Source organism: Chitinophaga silvatica (assembly GCF_003419895.1).
Lineage (GTDB): Bacteria > Bacteroidota > Bacteroidia > Chitinophagales > Chitinophagaceae > Chitinophaga > Chitinophaga silvatica.
Genome location: NZ_QPMM01000001.1, coordinates 411,100 through 432,532 on the forward strand (window position 1 = coordinate 411,100; position 21,433 = coordinate 432,532).

Annotated in this window: 16 protein-coding genes; 8 read left to right on the forward strand and 8 right to left on the reverse strand. The window is 39.3% G+C overall.

Annotated elements, in window-relative coordinates:
• The first annotated feature begins 69 nt into the window (after positions 1–69).
• The 3 genes from DVR12_RS01590 (at position 70) to DVR12_RS01600 (ending at position 4,697) form a co-directional block, all read left to right on the forward strand.
• Positions 70–1,020 carry a hypothetical protein gene (locus DVR12_RS01590; protein WP_116973699.1) on the forward strand — a complete coding sequence of 317 codons (951 nt, stop codon included), beginning with the start codon at positions 70–72 and terminating at the stop codon, positions 1,018–1,020.
• Between the two features lie 21 nt (positions 1,021–1,041).
• Positions 1,042–3,210, forward strand: a complete 2,169-nt coding sequence (locus tag DVR12_RS01595; RefSeq protein WP_199417015.1) for a S9 family peptidase — start codon at positions 1,042–1,044, stop codon at positions 3,208–3,210.
• A 257-nt stretch (positions 3,211–3,467) separates the two neighbouring features.
• The gene (locus DVR12_RS01600) at positions 3,468–4,697 is read left to right on the forward strand and encodes an alkaline phosphatase family protein (RefSeq protein ID WP_116973700.1); all 1,230 of its coding nucleotides are present in this window, start codon (positions 3,468–3,470) and stop codon (positions 4,695–4,697) included.
• 204 nt (positions 4,698–4,901) lie between these two features.
• Here the strand turns inward: DVR12_RS01600 and DVR12_RS01605 are convergent, their stop codons facing one another.
• Complete coding sequence (locus DVR12_RS01605) at positions 4,902–5,933, reverse strand: LacI family DNA-binding transcriptional regulator (RefSeq protein ID WP_116973701.1); 1,032 nt, start codon at positions 5,931–5,933, stop codon at positions 4,902–4,904.
• Positions 5,934–6,196: 263 nt separating this feature from the next.
• On the opposite strand from DVR12_RS01605, the gene DVR12_RS01610 reads away from it, so the two are divergent.
• Positions 6,197–7,057 carry an OmpA/MotB family protein gene (locus tag DVR12_RS01610; protein ID WP_116973702.1) on the forward strand — a complete coding sequence of 287 codons (861 nt, stop codon included), beginning with the start codon at positions 6,197–6,199 and terminating at the stop codon, positions 7,055–7,057.
• A gap of 52 nt (positions 7,058–7,109) precedes the next feature.
• Here the strand turns inward: DVR12_RS01610 and DVR12_RS01615 are convergent, their stop codons facing one another.
• Positions 7,110–9,743, reverse strand: coding sequence for a TonB-dependent receptor (locus DVR12_RS01615; protein ID WP_158563180.1), 2,634 nt, complete (start codon positions 9,741–9,743; stop codon positions 7,110–7,112).
• Positions 9,744–10,033: 290 nt separating this feature from the next.
• Here DVR12_RS01615 and DVR12_RS01620 point away from each other — a divergent pair, with 290 nt between their 5' ends.
• A complete protein-coding gene (locus tag DVR12_RS01620; protein WP_116973704.1) occupies positions 10,034–10,510 on the forward strand; it encodes a DinB family protein in 477 nt (158 codons plus the stop codon).
• Here DVR12_RS01620 and DVR12_RS01625 read toward each other — a convergent pair.
• The 5 genes from DVR12_RS01625 to DVR12_RS01645 are packed head-to-tail and all read right to left on the reverse strand — an operon-like array spanning position 10,507 to position 16,664.
• Positions 10,507–11,493 (reverse strand): L-histidine N(alpha)-methyltransferase, encoded by a 987-nt coding sequence (locus tag DVR12_RS01625; RefSeq protein WP_116973705.1) that lies wholly within the window; start codon positions 11,491–11,493, stop codon positions 10,507–10,509. The two genes, DVR12_RS01620 and DVR12_RS01625, sit on opposite strands and share 4 nt — an antisense overlap.
• 33 nt (positions 11,494–11,526) lie before the next feature.
• Positions 11,527–12,678, reverse strand: a complete 1,152-nt coding sequence (gene egtB, locus DVR12_RS01630) for an ergothioneine biosynthesis protein EgtB (protein WP_116973706.1) — start codon at positions 12,676–12,678, stop codon at positions 11,527–11,529.
• Positions 12,679–12,716: 38 nt separating this feature from the next.
• Positions 12,717–14,285, reverse strand: a complete 1,569-nt coding sequence (locus tag DVR12_RS01635) for an ABC transporter permease/substrate-binding protein (RefSeq protein WP_116973707.1) — start codon at positions 14,283–14,285, stop codon at positions 12,717–12,719.
• Complete coding sequence (locus tag DVR12_RS01640; protein ID WP_116973708.1) at positions 14,272–15,234, reverse strand: ATP-binding cassette domain-containing protein; 963 nt, start codon at positions 15,232–15,234, stop codon at positions 14,272–14,274. The genes DVR12_RS01635 and DVR12_RS01640 overlap by 14 nt, the downstream gene beginning before the upstream one ends.
• A gap of 44 nt (positions 15,235–15,278) precedes the next feature.
• Entirely contained in the window at positions 15,279–16,664 is a 1,386-nt protein-coding gene (locus DVR12_RS01645) for a mercuric reductase (RefSeq protein ID WP_116973709.1), read from the reverse strand.
• Between the two features lie 134 nt (positions 16,665–16,798).
• Between DVR12_RS01645 and dusB the strand changes: the two genes are divergently transcribed.
• From dusB to DVR12_RS01660, 3 genes are all read left to right on the forward strand, one after another.
• On the forward strand, positions 16,799–17,836 hold the full coding sequence (dusB, locus tag DVR12_RS01650; RefSeq protein WP_116974226.1) for a tRNA dihydrouridine synthase DusB: 1,038 nt from the start codon (positions 16,799–16,801) through the stop codon (positions 17,834–17,836).
• A 158-nt stretch (positions 17,837–17,994) separates the two neighbouring features.
• Positions 17,995–18,576, forward strand: coding sequence for a nuclear transport factor 2 family protein (locus tag DVR12_RS01655; protein ID WP_116973710.1), 582 nt, complete (start codon positions 17,995–17,997; stop codon positions 18,574–18,576).
• Positions 18,577–18,680: 104 nt separating this feature from the next.
• The gene (locus DVR12_RS01660) at positions 18,681–19,514 is read left to right on the forward strand and encodes an aldo/keto reductase (RefSeq protein ID WP_116973711.1); all 834 of its coding nucleotides are present in this window, start codon (positions 18,681–18,683) and stop codon (positions 19,512–19,514) included.
• Between the two features lie 394 nt (positions 19,515–19,908).
• Here the strand turns inward: DVR12_RS01660 and DVR12_RS01665 are convergent, their stop codons facing one another.
• Positions 19,909–21,141 (reverse strand): cation:proton antiporter, encoded by a 1,233-nt coding sequence (locus tag DVR12_RS01665; RefSeq protein WP_116973712.1) that lies wholly within the window; start codon positions 21,139–21,141, stop codon positions 19,909–19,911.
• Positions 21,142–21,433 lie beyond the last annotated feature (292 nt).

The window sequence follows — 21,433 nt, forward strand, 5'->3', positions numbered from 1 at the left end:
GGGGCAATCCAGCTTCTTCAGGTTGGTATGATAATTGAAAACAGGGGGGTAGCAGAAATTTGAAAAGCCATGATTGACTATCTTAATAACCTAATAGCACGGATATGCGATCGGTCGGAACAATTGCATAATGGCCAAACGGTGAGTTGGCAGGCCCTCAGAGAGGCCGAGCTACTGGCCAACCACGCTTATATTCCGGTTCTTTACCTGTATATCGAAAAAGAAAACGAAAAGGATAAACGTCGTGCTGCCGGCTATATCATCACTCAACTATCCAGAAATACCAATGATACCGAAGTAATTCGATTTTTGATCGACAGATTGAAAGCGGAACACGATGCCGACATGCAAACCGCCATCCAGCAAGATCTTGAGAGCGGTCTTTCTATTCCCGGATATATTAATCTCGAACCATTATTTAACAATACTTTATCAATTAATAACAACGTTAGACGATCAGCCTTGCTTGCCCTCAGGCAAACTTCCAACCCTGCGGTTGAGGACTGGGCGTTATCGCTCCTGAAAAGAACCGTAAACGAATACGATGTTTACTACCTTACACTGTTACTAAATAAAGTAGGTACCCGCAAAAGCCTTACAGCGCTCAGACGCCTGCTCGAATACCATCGTCAGGATGTTAAAAGCCTGGCCTTTGCTACCATTGCAGATATAGAAAAAGAAAAGGAATCACTTTTCTATACCAGATGCCTGTTGCGCGGCCAGCTTAAGTTTGAAGCTATGGAAGCTGTTTATAAGTATGCCGATGAAAATGCCATTCAGGCGGTTACTACCCGCATAACTGAGCTGTTATCCAAACGCCGTACTGATACCCGGATGACCATTGAAACCGTGAAGAACGGATTCACTGATTTGATGCTGGGCATGGAATTCCTGTTCCGCTTCCGAACTGCGAAAGCCGATGTCAAGAAAACTTTCTCCTGGATAAAAGACAAAAAAGCTGATTATCTGCTCCCCGAAGAGCAGGAGTGGGTGCGGCAACATATGGTAGAGTTTCCATAACTTCGCCCCAAAAAATAGGACATGAAGAAAGCTTTCCTGGTGCTTTTGACGGGATGGATGTTGAGCAGCGCTCATTTTGCCAATGCCCAACAACGACAGTTTACAATGGCCGAAGCAACGAACGGATTACGTGCGCAATTGGCCCCCGACAGAATAAAACAGTTTGAATGGATACCAGGAGAAAATGCCTATACTGTGCTCTCAACTGCCAATGGTACCACTACCTGGCTTAAATATACTCCCGGTAAAAATGGTCAGAAAACAACTGATACTTTACTGACTACTACCTCCATTAATCAGCAGCTATTCGCAAACAAACCTTTAAAAGGTCTGCCTCCTGTTAAATGGCTCTCTAATAACCAGGTTTGGTTTGCCCTTGGAAATCAGCTTTATAAAGGAGAAGTAAAAAATAATCAGGCTCAGTTTAGCTCCTGGTGCGAATTACCAAAAGAAGCTGAAAATATCACTGTTAATAAAAGCGGACAAATTGCTTTTACAGTAAAGAATAATTTATTTGTTCGCACAACTACCGGACAAATTCAGCCTGTTACCAATGATGCAGACGAAAATATTGTTAATGGTAAAACTGTGCATCGTGAAGAGTTTGGGATAGATAAAGGTATTTTCTTTTCCCCTAAAGGTGATTTGGTGGCTTTCTACAGAATGGATCAACGAATGGTAAACGATTATCCAATCATTGATTGGTCTGTTACGCCTGCAGTTAACAAAAATATCAAATACCCTATGGCCGGTGGTACTTCACATCAGGTTACATTAGGTGTATATCAGCCAGCTACCCGGCAAACCGTTTTCCTGAAAACTGAAGGTCCAAAAGATCAATATCTTACCTGTGTTACCTGGGCACCAGATCAGCAGTCGGTATACGTTGCTATTTTAAACAGAGATCAAAATCATCTGTCCTTAAATCAATATAATGCTTCAACTGGAGAACTGATTAAAACACTGTTTGAAGAACAAGACACCAAATATCTGCATCCTACACATCCACTAACTTTTGTTCCGGGAAAAGATGACCAGTTCATCTGGTGGAGTGACCGCTCTGGCTACGATCAATTATATCTTTACAACACAAAAGGTCAATTGCTGAAAGCTATCAACGACGGACCTTATGTAGTAAATGAGATCCTGGGCTTTAACACTCAGAAGAACGAAATTTTCTTTACATCGGCGAAAGACGGAGCAATGGAAAAGCATCTGTATAAATCAAATCTGCAACGACCAGCCGTTAAAAGATTAGACGCAGAAGCAGGTTGGCATGATGCGCAACTGAATTCAGAAGGTACTTATGTAATGGATGCATTCAGTTCAGAAAAGGTGCCTTATACAGCTAAAATCCTTTCTACTGCAGGTAATTGGGAAGAAACATTACTAACGTCTGCAGATCCCCTGAAAGATTTTCAACGCCCGATCATCAGACCTGTTACACTAAAAGCAGATGATGGTACTCCGCTTTACGGTAAACTGATGCTCCCAGCCAATTTTGATTCTACGAAAAAGTATCCTGTAGTGGTTTACCTGTATAATGGACCAAATGTACAATTGGTAAAAAATACCTTTCCATTCAGTGGTAACCTGTGGTTCGAGTATATGACTCAACATGGTTATATCATGTTTGTAATGGATGGCCGGGGAAGCTTTAACAGAGGTAAGGCTTTTGAACAGGCTACTTTCCGTCAGTTGGGCACCGTAGAAATGGACGATCAGCTCAAAGGAGTGGCTTATCTTCAGTCGCTGCCTTATGTAAATAAAGATAAAATGGGGGTTCATGGATGGAGCTTTGGGGGTTTTATGACTACTTCCCTGATGCTGCGTCATCCGGGTGTTTTCAAGGCTGCTGTGGCAGGTGGACCAGTGATCGACTGGAGCATGTACGAAATTATGTATACCGAGAGATATATGGATACACCCGCAACTAACCCTGAAGGATATGCTAATTCCAATCTCTTAACCAAAACCAAAAACCTCGATGGCAACTTGTTATTGATTCATGGTACCAACGATGACGTAGTGGTTTGGCAACATTCTATTAACTTTATCAGAGCCTGTGTTGATAATGAAAAGCAGGTAGATTATTTCGTATATCCGGGACATTTACATAATGTATTGGGTAAAGACCGAGTACATTTGATGCAGAAGATCACAGATTATTTTGATCAGCATTTGAAATAGTTGCTCGCAAAGGCGCAAAGATTAATAATAAGGAGCAAAGGATTTTTCTTTAAGGATATTAAGGATCGAAGCGGATATTATTAAGGGCATTGAATGGTTTCTATTCTTGTTGGAATCTATTGTAAGTCCTTAAAAACACGTGCCTTGATCCTTAATATTTTTAAAACAAAAAATTCCTTTGCCCCTTATATTAATATTAATCTTTGAATCTTTGCGAGAAATCTCCCCAAGCCATTGTATTTTGTAGCAAAAAAACAGTGAAACAATTATTACTAGCTACATGCCTGTTATTTGCCACTCTGGTACAGGCACAATCCGGAAAATCCAAAGTCTTATTTATTATTGCAGACGGTATTCCGGCAGATGTTATTGAAGCCCAGCCGGTTCCACATTTAAAAAGTATTGCCAAAGCTGGAGGCTATTGCCGGGCATACGTTGGGGGAGATAAAGATTCCTATTCCCGTACTCCAACTATTTCTGCTGTAGGATATAATAGTTTGCTAACCAGTACCTGGGTTAATAAGCATAATGTTTGGGATAATGAAATTACAGATCCTAATTATTCCTACCCAACGATTTTCAAATTATATAAAGACACTTATCCGAACGGGAAAACTGCAATTTTCTCTACCTGGCTGGATAATAGAACAAAACTGGTGGGAGATGGACTACCACAAACGAAAGGGCTGAAGATTGATTATGCAGTTGATGGATTAGAGCATGACACAGCACGATTTCCGCATGATAAGGAGAGTTGGTACATTCACCAGATTGATGAAGTTGTAGCAAAAGCAGCAGCCGACTATGTGAAAACTGAAGGGCCGGATATGACTTGGGTATACCTGGAATATACAGATGATATGGGTCATAGATATGGAACAGGAGAAAGGTTAGATACAGCGGTACGCATGCTTGATGATATGGTAGGAAATATCTGGGCAGCAATAGAATACAGGCAAAAGCAATTTAAAGAAGATTGGCAGATCTATATAACAACTGATCACGGAAGAGATGGCAATAAAGGTCATAATCATGGTGGGCAGTCTGACCGTGAGCGTAGTACCTGGATTATTACCAATGCCAAAGGATTGAATTCCTACTTTAAATCATCCGTACCTGGTATAGTAGATATTTTCCCGTCAATTACAAGATTTATGAAGATTCGGGTACCACAGCCGGTCAACAGGGAATTGGATGGAGTTGCATTAACAGGGGCAGTGAGTATTTCCAACCCGGCTGCTTCCATTTCAGACAATAAGATTGAGTTAAGCTGGAAAGCCTGGGAAAAGAAAGGTAAGGTAAAAGTATATGCAGCTATCTCAAACAACTTTAAGCAGGGTGGAACAGATGAATATAAATTATTGGGAGAAGTTCCGGTAGGAGCAGAAAGAGCAAATTTTGATGTGAAAAATATGACTTCGGGGTTTTATAAGATAGTATTGGAAGCACCAAATAATACAGTGAACAGGTGGATTGTATTAAAATAAGGGGAGAAATCCGGTTTACGCAAACGGTTGCGCATATAGCGCAACCGTTTGCGTAAACAAAATGTTAAAATAAAGCCTTAGACTTGTATCAAGCAATTAATAAGAAAAAATAATTACTGCTAGAAAAGCAGCATAGACAGCGAACAATGAAGTCATAAACCTGTGCCACGGCAGCTCTGCTGTGGCAGGGTTTACGATAAATACCTACCTATTTTCTTCATGGATGACCAACTGGGAAGCCATCACTTTATTCTGATATTCATTTAAGGCATGTTCACCCCGCAACAACGACAGCAACATATTTGTGGCTGCCTGGCCTTGTTCGTAAGGAAACTGCTCTACAGATGCAGCAGGAGGAAATGCCGTATAGCCACTTACAGGAGTATTGGCATAAGATACGAAGGTAATATCCTTATTAATAATCAATTGTTTTTTGAGTGCATACTGAACGGCATCCATGGCCACGTAATCGTTGAAAGTTACGATGGCGGTTACCTTACGTTTGAGCGCAAGGAGGTATTCCATTGCGTTATTGGTGCCTTCAACGGTTAAATCGGCATTTACAATCAGGTTAGGATCATATTTCAGCCGATGTTGCTGTAATGCTTTTATATAGCCAGCAGCTCTTTCTTTGCTGGCTACCATTGTTTCAGGGCCATTAATCATTCCAATGGCTCGATGTCCTTTTTTTAGCAGAAAATCGACGGCCTGGATAGTGCCGGATTCGAGATTGCAGGAAACGGCATGAATATCAGGAAGATCGGGTATCCGGTCGAAGAATACAACCGGAATTCTGGCCTGGCGCAGCATTTCGAAATGCTCGTAATTACTGGTATTTTTACCGATAGATACTATACAGCCATCTACCCGGTGTTGTTTCATGCTTTGAATGATTTGTTTTTCCCTGGCTTCATCATCGTGTGATTGGCCAAGTAAAACAGTATAATTATTACTATAAGCTGTATCTTCGATGCCGCTTATTGCACTGGCAAAAAATGCTTCCGAGAGTTCGGGCAGTAAAATACCGATAGTAAATGTTTTGCCTTGCTGAAAATAGATAGCAGTTTGATTACGTTCGTAATTAAGCTCGGCCGCCAAGGCTTTTACCCTGGCTTTAGTTCTCAGGCCTATACTATGATGATCATGTAAAGCTCTGGAAACTGTTGATACAGAGATATTCAACCTTTTGGCAATTTCCTTTATTGTAGGTTGACCCGAAGAAACCACCTTTTTCATACATTCAGCAATTAATAGAGAACAGTTTAACAATGCTCTGGAGCCAATTTACTTAGATATTATAAAACTCTGGTTTTTTTTTGTCGATAACTAACGGTATATGTCTAACGAAAATTTAATACCCTTATCGGCCAATGATTTCAACGGTTAATAGCGAGCTGAGGATTGATTCGGCCTGCTATTTGCAGTAATTGCGCATCACCATTGCTATTCCCTGAAAGTCGGACGCACACTCGTTTATATTATTAAAATATATATTTTTTATGAAACTAGCACAATTTGCCTTGCCTGTTGCTTTAGTAACAATTTTTGCTTCCTGTTCAGCGCCGCGTAAATTAAGAGAAACGCAGGCCCGTAATGCCCAATTAGATAGTTTATACAGAGCTACCTATGGTAAGCTCAGAACCTGTGAAGAAGATGCTGCACGTGCTGCAGCTTCCTACAAAGAGAAGGTAGGAAGTTTACAGGAACAACAAGCGCAATTAAAATCAAATAACTCTCAAATGCTTGAACACCTGAAAGAATTGTCAGTTATTTCAAGTTCTCAAGCCGAAAGTATTAAGAAGTCATTAGACAATATTGGTGCTAAAGATGCATACATTAAAGATCTGCAATCTGCTATCGCACGCAAGGATTCTTTGAATATGCAGTTAGTAATGAATTTGAAAGGTGCTATTGGTAACCTGGATGATAAAGACATCAATATCAAAGTGGATAAAGGTGTAGTATATATCGATATCTCCGATAAACTATTGTTCAAAAGCGGTAGCTATGATATCACTGATAGAGCAAAAGAAGTTTTAGGTAAAGTAGCGAAAGTATTATTAGCTCAACCAGATATTGAATTCATGGTAGAAGGACATACAGATAATGTACCTTATCGTCCTAATGTGTTGCAAGACAACTGGGATCTGAGTGTGAAAAGAGCTACTTCTGTTGTACGTGTTTTACAAAACCAGTATGGTATACCACCAGCTCGTATGACTGCAGCCGGTAGAAGTGAATATGTACCAGTAGCCTCAAACGAATCTGCAGAAGGAAAAGCTGCTAACCGCAGAACCAGAATTGTAATTCTGCCTCAACTGGATCAATTCTTCAAATTGTTGGAGAAACCAGCAAATTAATTGTGCTAGATTGACTTAGTATATAATCCCGGTTACACAGTAGCCGGGATTTTTATTTTGGTACTTCTGCCGGCTTCTTTTTACCAAAGTACCAGGTTAGGCTACCCATTAGATATTGAGTGAGATTATTAGTGTTTGTTTGCTCTATGTATGAGTAAGTTTGTAACGTAGAGAATGATTTGAACTTCTTTAAAAGATCGAAGCAGAATATTTTGGATTGAAGACTTTTATCTGCCAGCCAGGTCCTGGAAATCCAAAGATTTAAGAGAGTATTGGTTATGTGTTGTGCAGTGTTATAACTATAAGTTAATGACCCACCAATATTGAAGTTAAGCGGTAAATAGGTATTCAGGTTTATAGTAGCGCTATACAACAGAAAATCAAAGTAGCTTTGTTGAATAGAATAATTATTACCAGTATAGACCCAGTTGAGTACTGTGTTGGATTCGATAAGTTTTTTGTATGTCCAGTTGAGAACCAATCCCTGATTCAGAGTATATGCGGTGGTACTATTTTTTAATTGATTGATATAGTTTGTATTTCTGTCTACCATCGGCTCAAATCTGTAATTTATAGTCAACCCTGCATCATTTAGTCGTTTACCAATTGTAAAGATTGAACTTGTGGTAAAGTTGCCTTTAACGTTTACTGGTTTTGTAATTTGTCGGCCTATCGAATCGGAATAAACTGAATTTCCTATACCGTTTGTTTGTAGATTGAGAAAGGTTCTGATACCAAATGTGGTGCCCTTTATACTAAAGGAGCTATAATCGAGAATAGCGGTATTATTTGCCGGAGGTTTAAGATCTGGATTCCCAAGTTTAATATATAACGGATTACTTAAAGATACAATTGGGATAAGGAATTCCGGTTTTACCGGGATCGCATTTCTGCTTACGGCAACATTGAGTGTTTTGAAATTATTTATTTTATAGGTTAGCCCTAAGTTAGGTGACCAATAATTGATGTCCTGATTAAATGTAGTATTATTACTGAAGTTGGTACTGGTAGAATTTGTTATATTATATGCTATTGATAAAGCCCCAAAGATTTTCCCTTTATTGTATACTAGCCCTGATGTGAAAACATGCGAATTTAAGGTGTTTTTAAAAACATATGTAAGCGCATCATCTACCTTTGTATATCTCATTTTGAAATAGTCAAAATCAAAAGCATATTGTTCATTTCTGGTAACCGAATAGTTGAGCATATAGCTTAGGTTCAATACCAATGAGTTTGATATAGGTTCCTGATATACCGGAGAAACACTAAGAAGATTGTTGGTGGTCTTAGCATGAATATGTTGGTTGATGGTATCGGATGTATAGACTTGAGTTAATTGATTTAATGTGAAATTGTTTTGATCATTTACATTTCCCTGGTGATTGACAGAAACATTTAATGACACAAATCTTTTTTCTTTATTGAAGTTATGAATAAAGAAGCCACTGAACATATAGGAGTTCTTATCAGTGTTACTGGTATTATGTGTATGTCCATTATTTATGGTATCTGTTATAGTTTTACCAGTAGTTGTAAAGGTATTTGAATTAGTGTTGTCTACTTTGCCAAGAGAGGTACTTAAAGCAAGTGTAAGTGTAGATTTTTCGTCCAGCTTGTTTTCAGAGAGGAAAAAGAAGCTGGCCTCTTTATTTTTTGCGTCGGCTCTGTTATCACTATTGTATTGGAAGGTGCTATCAGGTAGTATGTTTGTTCTGTATGTATGGGTGGTAGTTAGATTATCTGCTTGTAATCCTCCTAAATTAAAATTGATCTTGTTATTTTTTGATAAATCAAATGAGCCATTACCCTGTAGTTTTTTAAATTCTGTAATACCCTGAAGTACCTGCATCATCATAATTTCATCATTTGATCCAACCGGGGCAATCATGTTATTGTTATTATTAGCCATTCCATTTAGCATGATTTGTTTATCGTTTCTAAACATATTGGCATTCAGGCTGCTTGCATACCTTCCATCAGTACCGTAGGCTCCGCCAAGCGTACCATTGACGCCTTTTTTCATTTCTTTTTTTATAGTGATATTAATAACTTTATCTGTATTTCCGGCCTGAGGAATACCACTAATTCCACGTTTATCTGCTATTTGAAATTTATCAATATTGCTTGCCTGAATTATTTGTGAAAGCATTTTCGGATCACCGGATCCACTAATACTTTGTGAGAATGCTGGTCGTCCATCAATATATAAATCTTCAATTTTTTTCCCCTGAAAATAAAAACTTCCATCATCGCCAACAGTCAGGCCTGGAATCTTTTGCATCAAACTTTTGAGTGAAGCATTTTCTGCAGTATAAAAGTCACTCGCCGAAAATTCAATGGTGTCTTTACGAATGTTTATTAATGGCTTTATTCCTTTAATATCTACGGTTGTTAATTTAATTATGTTAGGAGAGAGGCCGGTTTGCTTTAGGTCGAGCGCATAAACTTTTGTTTTACCTGTAACAGTGATGGCTATACGTTCGGCTTTGTATCCCATATAACTGATGATTAGATTGTAGTTTCCGTTCGGAGGATTGCTAATGGTGAAATGACCTTTGTCATCAGTAGTTGCATTGCCTTTGGGAATTGATTTATCGGCGGTGTAAATTGTTACACTGGCACCTGTAAGGGGTGAACGGGTATTTATATCATAAATGGTTCCTTTTATTTCCTGCTGAGCCACAGATATCAAAGATGATAGCAGTAATACTTTTATTAAAAGTATAGTAATTATCCGCATTACGTAGTTACAAACGTTAGTTTTGAAATAAGGTTATATAGAATATATGCAAGTTTAACGGAGAGAGAGCCTTTGCATGTGAACGAATTCTTAAGAATATTGTGCTTAGCAAATCATTAACAAAATTCCTGAAAACTTTTATTTATAAATCGTGTTTTCAGTTTAATAATTGGGGTTTCGTTATCATTTTGAAACGCAATATTAATAAGTTTTTTTGAAATTTTTAAAGTCATATGAAAAGTCAAAATGAAATAGTTAAGACCGTAAAGAATATGTTGTTGCATGCCAATGCTCATATTACATTTAATGATTCGGTAAAGGGCCTGTCTATACATGATTGTGCCAAAACACCAGACAATTTACCTTATAATATATGGCAGTTAGTAGAACATATCCGATTAACACAATTGGATATACTTAATTTCTGCAGAAATAAAGACTATGTAGAGCCTACATGGCCTGATGATTACTGGCCCGAAAAAAAGGCTCCTGAAAATGCAGCCGAACTAAAACACAGTATCTCATCTGTTGATCACGATTTGCATGAATTTATTAAATTGATTGAAGCGCCTGATGCTGATCTGTTCGCACCCATTCCCAAAGGAACCGGGCAGCATTTATTCAGAGAGGCTATTCTGATAATGGATCATACCGGCTACCATACAGCTGAAATCGTTGTTATCAGACGCCTTTTAGGAATCTGGAACTAACGACATTCCCACAAACAATCGGTAAACCAGCCTTTGCTATCAAAAAAATTATGTGTGGTTTCAAAACCAGATAGCTTTGCCAATTGTGCGATTTCAGATAAACTATATTTCTGCGAGATCTCCATATACAATGCTTCATGTTCTGAAAACATAATTGTCAGATCTCCGATATGCACTTCATGTGCTTCCAAGCTAATCAGATAACTTTTACAGGAGCCGGTACCAGGATCGTAGGTAGGAAAATGTTCAAACCTGCTTATATCAAAATCTGCATTTAACTCCCGGTTAATACGTTCCAGTAAATTGAAGTTAAATGCTCTTGTGATTCCTGCCGTATCATTATATGCACTCAGAATCATCTGCGGATGTTTCTTCAGATCAAAGCCTGTTAACAACATATCTCCGGTCAGGAGCATCTCTCTCAGATCTTTACAGAATTTTCTGGCAGAAGGGATGTTGAAATTACCAATATTAGCTCCCATAAACAGCAGTACTTTCTTTCGGTTACTGAGCTGCCCGGCTACTTGCAACATATCGAAGTACTCTCCATTTAATCCATGCATTTTTAAGCCAGGTACTTGCTGTGGCAATGTTTTTTCGAGTAGTGATATCACATTTTCAGAAATATCAATAGGATAGTATGTGTATGGTATATCGTTATCCGATAAATATTTCAGAAGATGAATAGATTTGGTAGCATCTCCTGCGCCCAGTTCTATTATATCAAATGGCTCTCCCAATTCATATAATGCTTCTGCTATTTTCGCTGATTGTGTACGAAATATTTCCATTTCACAGCCAGTTAGGTAATATTCATGACACTGCATTATTTCCTGAAAGAGTACATCTCCTTTTGCATCATAGAAATATTTTGAGTCGAGATATTTTTGCGGTGCCTGTAATCCGCGAACTACATCATTGTAAAATGTTTCTGTAGCTGTTAATACAGGGCGTGGATTTAGGGTAATTGGAATTACAGTCATAACTTTTGTTTGAAGTTCAAAAGTAGGTTTCAATTATCTGGCCAGTCTGATACCTGTAAACTGCCAGCGTAAGTATGGATGAAAAAAGTTTCTGTACGTGATTCTGCTATGATTGGGAGAGGTTACTTCCGATGCACCTCTTAATACCATCTGGTTAATCATAAATTTTCCGTTATATTCTCCTATGGCTCCCGGGGCTTTTGCAAATCCGGGATATGGTAAATAGGCACTTTCTGTCCATTCCCATCTCTGCCCCCAATTTAATTGAGGTGCAGCTATTTCCCACTCGGCTTCCGTTGGTAATCTATACCCTTTCCAGGCTGCAAAGGCTGCTGCTTCGTAGTAACTTACGTGTGCAAGGGGTGCATCAGGCATTAAGGGTTGCAAACCCTGCCAGCTGTAATGCAGCCATTGCCCTTCTATATTATACCAATACATAGGAGTTGTTATATGATTTGTTTTTACCCAATCCCATCCTTCAGCATGCCAAAAACGAAAATCCTGATAACCGCCAGCCAGAATAAAGTCGAGATACTCTGCATTACTAACAAGTTGTTCTCTGATCGCATAATCTCCCAAATAAACTTTATGTCTATTCAACTCATTATCAAAACAAAATCCTTCTCCTTCAAAGCCAATGGCATATAAACCTTCGCGTATATTTAACCATGAATCTCTTTGATTGTTCACCGTGTTAATTTCTTTGCGGGATGCATCATAGGCAGGAAACAGGGGGTTATGCCCCAGAATATATTTAATATCTGTATATAATAATTCCTGGTGTTGCTCTTCATGATTCAATCCCAGTACTATCAGTGAATGTAAATGCGGAGGCTGCTCTTCATCCAGAAATGCGATCATGGCTTCATCAACATATTGCCTGTAACGCATTACTTCTTCTACACTGGGTCTGCTTAGGTTTCCCCTGTCTGTGCGGATTACCCTCGCACCAACGGATTCATAATAGCTATTGAAAACGAAATTGTATTGAGAATCGAATTCAGTATACTCTTTTACGTTAGGCATTAAAATAAATGTTTCAAAAAACCAGGTAGTATGGCCCAGGTGCCATTTAGGAGGACTAACATCCACCACTGGCTGTACAACATAATCTTCTGTTTTCAGGGGGGCACAGATCAGTTCAGATCTTCTGCGTACTTCCTGATAGGCTTGTTTTAATATCATAACTGGTGGATGGGTTTACTTTTTCATAACAATCAATATTAATGCTGGTTTACATAATTTGTTAATGCACTGATATTTTGGATGTTCAATTGAGCCGCTTCTTCCTTTCTCATCATTAATGCATACGTATTATTAAACCCTATCGGTTTGAGCCATTTAATATTATATTGATTATGAAATTGTTTACTTACATATTCATACACTTTTTGACTGTCGGAAATAAGGCTGTCGACAATCTTTTTTGGACTAGATAAAATTACCAGCAACCCGGTACCGGTATATTCCGGGTATAAATCCAGCTGCTCATTCACCAGCGCATCAAACACAATCTTAGTGCCCCCAAGGCCTGTTTTGGTAGTAACTGTAAGATCTGTATACCCTTCAATCAGCATTTTATACATATTGGCTAATATGTATCCATCTCCAAATATTTTTGAGCCAATCCTTATTGTGCCTTTATTGCCGTTACGGGGCGTTTTATATAACTGATTAGCTACCAGGAAGTCTTTAGCTACCTTTTCCGGGCTTTGTTTCAGGTAATCGACCCGGTAGTTGAGCTCAGTCATAATGCTATCATTAATTGTACCAGACAAGCTGTTCAACACCGGTTCCAGTTCGGGATATTGATTTAATACGGCTTCTCTGACAATAGGTGCTGCATAATAGGGAGGGAAAATGTGCTTGTCGTCCCGGAGCACAAACAGATAGAATGCCTTAACCCTGCCATCTGTACTACTACCACTAATCACATCCAGTTTCTTTTCAGCTATAGCCTTATACATGATCATGTCGTTTATGACCACTGTTCGGATATTTAATCCATATACCGATTTTAAACCAAGATAGCCATCCTGCCGCCCCATAAATTCGGGAGTGAACCCGGCTTTCATTCTACTCTCGTAAGTATTTGGTAACAGGTAAAATGATGATAGTATTAACAGGATGATTGGTAGTGCAATAACCACTTTCCTTGATTTACGGAAGTTGATATGTTGAAGCCTGGAAAGCAGCCAGTCGAAAAGTAATGCAAGTAGTGCGGCGGGTATAGCTCCGGCCAGCATCATATTGGTGTTGTTGAGGGCAATGCCGCCGAAAATGAATTCGCCTAATCCACCTGCTGCTATATATGCTGCCAGGGTGGCAACACCTACGTTGATAACTGTAGCTGTTCGGATACCTGCCAATATAACAGACATGGCTAATGGTAGTTGTACTTTGTAGAGTAATTGACGATCGCTCATTCCCATTCCTATGGCCGCTTCAGTGACAGTTGGATCCACTCCTCTGATTCCCGTATAGGTATTTCTGATAATAGGCAAAAGTGCATATAGGAAAAGGGCAACGATGGCAGGTTTGGCACCAATTCCCAATAATGGTATCATAAATCCTAACAACGCTATACTTGGTATGGTTTGCATTACACCTGCGAAACCAAGTACCAGGGTCGCTAACTTCTTTTTGCGTGTTATCAGGATGCCGGCAGGGATTCCGATAGCCACAGCCAGAAGTACAGATATGAATGTCAACCCGGTATGGGTGATGGTTTGCTCTGCCAGTTTACCCGCCTGCTGGTGTACAAATTCCAGTAACGATTCATTTTCTTCCATGGCTGTAAGTATTTTTATAATTAGCTATTCCTTGGAGTAGAGTATTCCCGTTAATCAATTTTCTTTTTCCCTGAAGTTGAATAGTGGCAGGTTGATTGGAGACTTGTTCCAAGGCATCCCAGCAAGTATTTTCGGGTTGGAGGGAGGAAGGTTGATCTTCATTGTCCTCATCTGGCAACCATTCGGCAATATCATTCAGTATAACGGTCCTTAACTCCAGTTCCAATTGCTGGGGTTTCAGAAATGATTTTACAAAGTCGTTGGCCGGTTGAAACAGTAATTCCCCGGGTGTTCCCAATTGTTGCATCACGCCATTGTTCATTAGTCCTATTCTGGTTCCTAGCTCAAAGGCTTCTTCCACATCATGAGTTACAAGGATTACTATTTTATTATGAATCTCATCCAGGTTTTTAAATTCTTTTCTTACACTTATTCTGGTTAATGGATCTAAGGCACCAAATGGTTCGTCCATTAATAGAATAGGAGGATCTGCTGCTAATGCTCTGGCTAGTCCAACCCGTTGTTGCTGGCCCCCACTCAGCTGATGGGGATATACATTGGCATATTCTGATGGAGAAAGTCTTAGTTTTTCCATCAGTGAAACAGATCTTTTTTCTATGCTGGATTTATCCCACTGTAAGAGGGTAGGAACTACTCCAATATTTTCCAGAACGGTATAATGAGGAAACAATCCTGTATTCTGTAAAACGTACCCGATTTTGCGACGCAAAGAAATAGGAGAAAGTTGTTTAATATTTTGGTTGTTAATATAGATTTCTCCCTTGTCGGGATCAATTAATCGATTGATCATTCTAAGTGTGGTGGTTTTACCGCCGCCGCTAGTGCCCAGTAGCACCAGGGTTTCACCATCAGCAACATCAAAGGAAAGATCTTTTACAACTTCGGTACCTGATTCAAAAAATTTTGTTACATGAGAAAGTTTAATCATGATTGCTAACTGAGAATGAGGAAAAATCTACGCATAATGATGCGTTAGTGGTCTGGTGACCTAAAAAGGTTGTTTAAGGCTTCAGCATATAAAGGATGAGCAAAGATCATATCACGTATTTGCGTTGCCGTTATACCTCCAAGCATAGCCATTTGAATAATGCTCATAAGCTCTCCGCCTTCCTCGCCAATAACTGTGGCGCCGAGGATAGTATCATTATATTCGTGTACCAGCGCTTTAATAAATCCGGTTGTTCGTCCGTTTTCTACGGCCCTGGCGACCTTGGTCATAGGCAATTTATATACCTTATACGGAATATCCTGTTTCATGGCAGCTTGTTCGGAAAGTCCTATTCTTCCCAGCTGTGGGTCGGTAAACATGCAATAGGGAACTTGTCTTTGAGTGGTTGATAAATTTGCATTTTCAAATAAGTTTTTATAGATGATGATATAATCGTTGTAGGAAATATGCGTGAATTGCGGACCTCCGTTTACATCGCCGATGGCATAAATCTTTTCTGCACTGGTTTCCAGTCGATCATTTACCTGGATAAACCCTTTTTCATTAGTCAGTACATTGGTACGATGCAATTCCAATACGCTTGTTTGTGGTTTACGTCCTGTTGCAACCAGTAAGTGGGTGCCAGAGATTTTGTGTTCAAGTTTATCTATCTGTACATTTACAATAATTGAGTTGTCTTCTTTGTTTACAGATGTTGTATTTGCATTGGTGAAGATTTGCATGCCTTCGGCTTCCAGCATGCTCTTAATAGCGGCGGAAACATCAGGGTCTTCCCGGGAAACTAATTGTGGGCCGTTTTCGAGAACGGTAACGCTGCTTCCTAAACGCAGGAACATTTGTCCGAGTTCCAGGGCCACATAGCTACCACCAATAATCAGCAATTCTTTTGGTACTTTAATTTCTTCCAGTATGGTAGTGGAATTAAGGTAGGAGACCTGATCAATTCCTTTGATAGATGGTATTAGTGGAGTTGCTCCGGTATTTATAAAGATGTATTCTGCACTTAATTTATATTCTTCACCCAGCGCTTCTCCGGTAACCTTAATTGTTTTATGCCCGGTAAACACAGCTGTTCCCATAAATAGGCTCAGATTCTGTGTTTGCTCAATAGTCTGGCCTATTTTATTCCGGTAATTTTCAACGATGCTATTTTTTCTGCCAACTATATACGGCATATCAACGTTGAAGCCTACACTATGTATACCCCATTTGTTGCTATGTAATACGGTATTGGCCACATTGGAACAGGCAATCATTGCTTTGCTGGGAGTACAGCCATCATTAATGCAGGTGCCTCCAAGATATCGCTGTTCAATCAGCGCAGTTTTCCAACCTTTTGCTGCCAGCTTTACGGCTAATGGAGTACCGCCCTGTCCGGACCCAATGATTATGGCGTCGAATTTTTGCATGATTACCGGGGTTTAGGAACGCAAAAAGCCAAAGATTATACCAATGGAATGTAACTAAAAATTGCGAGAACCTGCGTTATTTTAGTATAAATACATGATGTTCTGTATCTTTGCAATTCTTAAAAAATATTGATTTGGTAAAAATTGATAATATACAACTGCCTGATTTTCCTTTGCTGTTGGCGCCGATGGAAGATGTCAGCGATCCGCCTTTCAGAGCTATCTGTAAGGATGCGGGTGCGGATTTGATGTATACGGAGTTTATTTCCAGCGAAGGGTTGATCAGGGATGCCATTAAGTGCAGAAGGAAGCTGGATATTTTTGAGTATGAGCGTCCGGTTGGTATTCAGATTTTTGGTGGGGATGAGGATAGCCTTGCAATGGCTGCCAAAATTGTAGATGTTACCCAACCCGATTTACTCGACATCAATTTTGGATGCCCGGTAAAAAAGGTAGCAGGGCGTGGCGCTGGCGCCGGCGTATTAAAGGATCTGGACCTGATGGTTCGACTCACCGCTGCCTGTGTTAAAGCCACAAGTTTGCCTGTTACCGTTAAAACCCGCCTGGGATGGGATGATGACTCAAAAAACATTGAGGAAGTAGCAGAAAGGTTGCAGGATGTTGGTATCAAAGCCCTCGCTATCCACGGCCGTACCCGTGCCCAGATGTATAAAGGCCAGGCCGACTGGGAACTGATTGGAAAAGTAAAAAATAACCCACGTATCAAAATTCCGATTTTCGGAAATGGAGATATTAATAGCCCCCAAAAGGCTGTAGAATACAAGAATAAATATGGTGTTGATGGAATAATGATCGGTCGTGCTGTTATCGGCTACCCATGGTTATTCCGCGAAATCAAACATTATGTAAAAACCGGCGAGTTAATGCCCGGCCCTACATTGGAAGAAAGAATTGCGGTTTGTAAAAAACACCTTCGCCTGTCGGTTGAGTGGAAAGGCCCGCTACAGGGAATCTATGAAATGCGAGGTTGCTATGCTAATTATCTTAAAGGATTGCCGGATATTAAGCAATTCAGAAGTCGCCTGGTAACTCTCCCTACCGTAGAAGAGGTATATGCAGTATTAGATGAAATTGAAGCCTATTACAAAGGAATTGAGATTGCTCATGCACCTATTGAGATGATAGATTATCATCAAAAATGCCCATTATAAAATATTTACATAAATCCATTAATAAATTCGCTCTGATCCTTAGGTTCTTAATATTAATCTTTGAGCCTTTGCGAGAAAAAGCGAGCTTGCGAGCTAGAAATTTATGATATAGCAAAACTTATTATTCGATTGTTTTGTTATATCATAAATTTCCACTGATGTATAAATTAGCTGTTCTTTTTGCATTAGCCTGCATATTTTCCTGTAATGCTCCTAATCAGGAACCCACCAAACCAGTTGTTGCTGATACCATTGCTTCCGGTGCCGCCTACACGAACAAAGTGAGATTTAAGGATAAACAACTAATTGAGCATGTGATTTACGGATTTTGTGAAAACTTTGATAATGGCAAGCTCGATGTTTGCCTCGAATACATGGATGACAGCATCCGGGGAACTATCGACAATATTCAGCTCAGAGGTAAAGAGAACTGGAAAGCCAAAATAGGTGCATTGCTGGAAAGCACTAAGAATTCTCATTATCAGCCTCGTCATATCCTTACCAATATGCAGCTCTTTCCCCTGGAGAATGATACCGTTAGTGTTAGTATGTACGGCTCCTGCTTCTGGACCGATTTAGTTACTGGTCAGATTCAACTTATGTCTATCGGCAACTATAAAGGGAAATTAGTGTTTAAAGATGGACAATGGCTCATTACTGTATTGAATACATTGCCAGATAGCAGATTGGTAAAGTATTATTACAAGGATGTAACGGTCGACAGCGCCAGGGCAATGTAAATCCAATATTTATACAAAAAAATCCCTCGAATTTACAGACCTTAAGTTGCAAGACTTTGTAGCTTTGCAAACGAGATTAATAATTTAATCAGAAAGAAATATTTATGCAGATAACAGACATTAACGGTACAGTTACCTTATCCAATGGTGTGAAGATGCCATATCTGGGATTAGGTGTATTTAAAACAAAAGAAGGTCAGGAAGTAGTTGATGCAGTTACTTATGCTTTGGATGCAGGTTACAGACATATCGATACTGCTGCAATCTATGGCAATGAAGAAGGTGTTGGAATTGCAATAGAAAATAATAAGGTCAACAGATCGGAAATATTTCTGACCAGCAAAGTATGGAATGCGAATCAAGGTTATGATTCTACTTTAAAAGCATATGATGAATCATTGGCTAAACTTAAAACAGATTATCTCGATCTGTATTTAATTCACTGGCCTGTTAAAGGAAAATATAAGGATACCTGGAAAGCCCTGGAAAAATTATATGCAGATGGCCGTATCAAAGCAATTGGAGTAAGTAATTTCTTACAACATCAATTGGAAGACCTGCTTCAAACTGCCAATGTAGTACCAATGGTAAATCAATTAGAATTCCATCCATACCTGGTTCAGCAGCCATTACTAGATTTTTGTCAACAACATAAGATTCAGTATGAAGCCTGGAGCCCGCTGATGCAAGGTAAAATTTTTGAAATCCCATTATTGAAAGAACTGGCAGATAAATACAAAGTATCTGTAGCTCAGTTAGTGCTCAGATGGGATCTGCAAAAAGGTGTGGTAACTATTCCCAAAAGCATCAAGAATGAAAGAATTATATCCAATGCAGATATTTTCAATTTTGAAATAAGCGCGGAGGATATTAAAAAGATTGATGGCCTGGATAGAGGAGAAAGAGTAGGACCAGATCCGGATACTTTTAATTTTTAAAATAGTAGCTGTGGTGCTATAAATCTAAGGATTAGATTTAGATATCTGATGTGGGGTTTATTTCTTTTACCGTAGATTGGGCGGGGGCAAGCCCCGCCCCTACAACGTTTCATCGTATGTTGATTTCTTAATTAAAGATTTATTTTTTTACAGAATTGGCTTTAACATGAAACTCAACTACATGATGAGAACTTAATATGATGAAACCCTGTAGGGGCGGGGCTTGCCCCCGCCCAACCTACGGTAAAGGAAATTTATCAACCCTTAGAAGACAATAAAATCGGTTCCCATTCCTCTTAACTTAATACCATTGGGCTTGCCCTCGCCTACAGTAAAAAAGTTTATTACCTATTTTGAACCCAATAAAAAATAGATTTCAATCTAAAAAAATACTCTACACCAATTTATCTACTACTTTCTTCAGCGTCAACCCTTGTACTATAATAGAAAATAATACTACAAAATAGCTGGCTGAAAGAATGGTCTCTTTATATGGAGATTCCGGTAATGATAAGGCCAATGCAACGCTGATCCCCCCACGAAGTCCGGCCCATACCAGAATTGAAATACTTTTATAGTTGGTTTTCAATGACCGTTTCAATACTACAGCCGGGATGGTAATACTTAAGGCACGGGCAATCAGTACAAATATGGTTGCCAGAACACCTACCAGCCAATAGTGACTGAAATATGGCATCACCACGATTTGAAGACCTATCATTACAAAGAGGATGGTATTCAGCAACTCATCGATCAGGCTCCAGACATTATGAAAGTAATGCTGCATTTCTTCGGATTGCCTGGCTCCCAACGAGGTATTTCCAAGAATCAACCCGGCGGATACAGCTGCCAGCGGAATGGATACATGCAACATGGCTCCGAGAACCGAGATTACCATAACCATAGATAATGATACCATTACGATGATTTGGAAATCATCTACACGTTTCATGGTCTGATAGGCAACGATAGCAGAAATCACTCCCAATACAATGCCTCCGAATACCTCCTGGGCAAAAACTTCAGCTGTATGGGCAAATGTTACATGCGCATTGGCCTGCTCTGCCACTTCCTTCAGAATTACAAATAATAAGATACCTGTACCATCATTAAGTAATGATTCTCCACCTATAATCGTTTCCAGCGAAGAGGGAACTTTCGACTTTTTAAGAATTGACAATACAGCCACCGGATCGGTAGGAGATATTAATGCTCCAAAAAGCAGACAGTAGATCAATGGGAGATCTATATGCAGGATGTTTGCTGCATAGTGTAATAAAAAGCCAAAGATAAAGGTGCTACCAACCACACCGATAGTACTTAGTACCAATACCGGGTAGCGTTGCTTCTTTAGTTTATTGATATCAAAATGCAAGGCACTCGCAAACAGGAGAAAGCCCAGCATAATGTCGAGCAGTGTGCCTGTAAAGTCTATACCCTGTGTCAGGTCCTTTATGAATGTAAAAGCACCCGGGAAAATTTTACCTGTAAGTGAAATTAATACCGAAAGTATCAGGGATACCACAATTACTCCAATTGTTCCAGGGAGTTTAATGAATCGGTTATTAATGTAAGAGATCAACGCACTAATAGTAACTAAAGCCGTGATTAACGTAAATGTGTTCATACGCAGTCGAATAATGCCGGTTAAATAATCTGGTTCCTAAATTTATGCTACAATACTAACTGAGGGTGTTAAAGTTAAATAAAAAATAGGGCAAATCCTTGACAGATCAGCGTTATGAAGTCATTTACCCTACCAATCCCAGTAAGTATGTCGAATTTTAACAGCATTTTAATACTTAGATGATGTAGAGATGTAGTGGTTCAAAAGACTTCTAATTCAGTGATTTAGAAAACCTGTAGTGGAAATGAAGGGGTAGCATTTCTTAGAATTTCAGCTTTAATTTTAGATCTTG

What these genes read in the sequence shown, in the direction of transcription:
- DVR12_RS01660 (WP_116973711.1), top strand. Translation starts at nt 18,681, where the DNA reads ATGCAGATAACAGACATTAACGGTACAGTTACCTTATCCAATGGTGTG.
- egtB (WP_116973706.1), bottom strand. Translation starts at nt 12,678, where the DNA reads ATGATATTAAAACAAGCCTATCAGGAAGTACGCAGAAGATCTGAACTG.
- DVR12_RS01625 (WP_116973705.1), bottom strand. Translation starts at nt 11,493, where the DNA reads ATGACTGTAATTCCAATTACCCTAAATCCACGCCCTGTATTAACAGCT.
- DVR12_RS01595 (WP_199417015.1), top strand. Translation starts at nt 1,042, where the DNA reads ATGAAGAAAGCTTTCCTGGTGCTTTTGACGGGATGGATGTTGAGCAGC.
- DVR12_RS01590 (WP_116973699.1), top strand. Translation starts at nt 70, where the DNA reads ATGATTGACTATCTTAATAACCTAATAGCACGGATATGCGATCGGTCG.
- DVR12_RS01640 (WP_116973708.1), bottom strand. Translation starts at nt 15,234, where the DNA reads ATGATTAAACTTTCTCATGTAACAAAATTTTTTGAATCAGGTACCGAA.
- DVR12_RS01610 (WP_116973702.1), top strand. Translation starts at nt 6,197, where the DNA reads ATGAAACTAGCACAATTTGCCTTGCCTGTTGCTTTAGTAACAATTTTT.
- DVR12_RS01645 (WP_116973709.1), bottom strand. Translation starts at nt 16,664, where the DNA reads ATGCAAAAATTCGACGCCATAATCATTGGGTCCGGACAGGGCGGTACT.
- DVR12_RS01655 (WP_116973710.1), top strand. Translation starts at nt 17,995, where the DNA reads ATGTATAAATTAGCTGTTCTTTTTGCATTAGCCTGCATATTTTCCTGT.
- DVR12_RS01620 (WP_116973704.1), top strand. Translation starts at nt 10,034, where the DNA reads ATGAAAAGTCAAAATGAAATAGTTAAGACCGTAAAGAATATGTTGTTG.
- DVR12_RS01665 (WP_116973712.1), bottom strand. Translation starts at nt 21,141, where the DNA reads ATGAACACATTTACGTTAATCACGGCTTTAGTTACTATTAGTGCGTTG.
- DVR12_RS01605 (WP_116973701.1), bottom strand. Translation starts at nt 5,933, where the DNA reads ATGAAAAAGGTGGTTTCTTCGGGTCAACCTACAATAAAGGAAATTGCC.
- DVR12_RS01635 (WP_116973707.1), bottom strand. Translation starts at nt 14,285, where the DNA reads ATGGAAGAAAATGAATCGTTACTGGAATTTGTACACCAGCAGGCGGGT.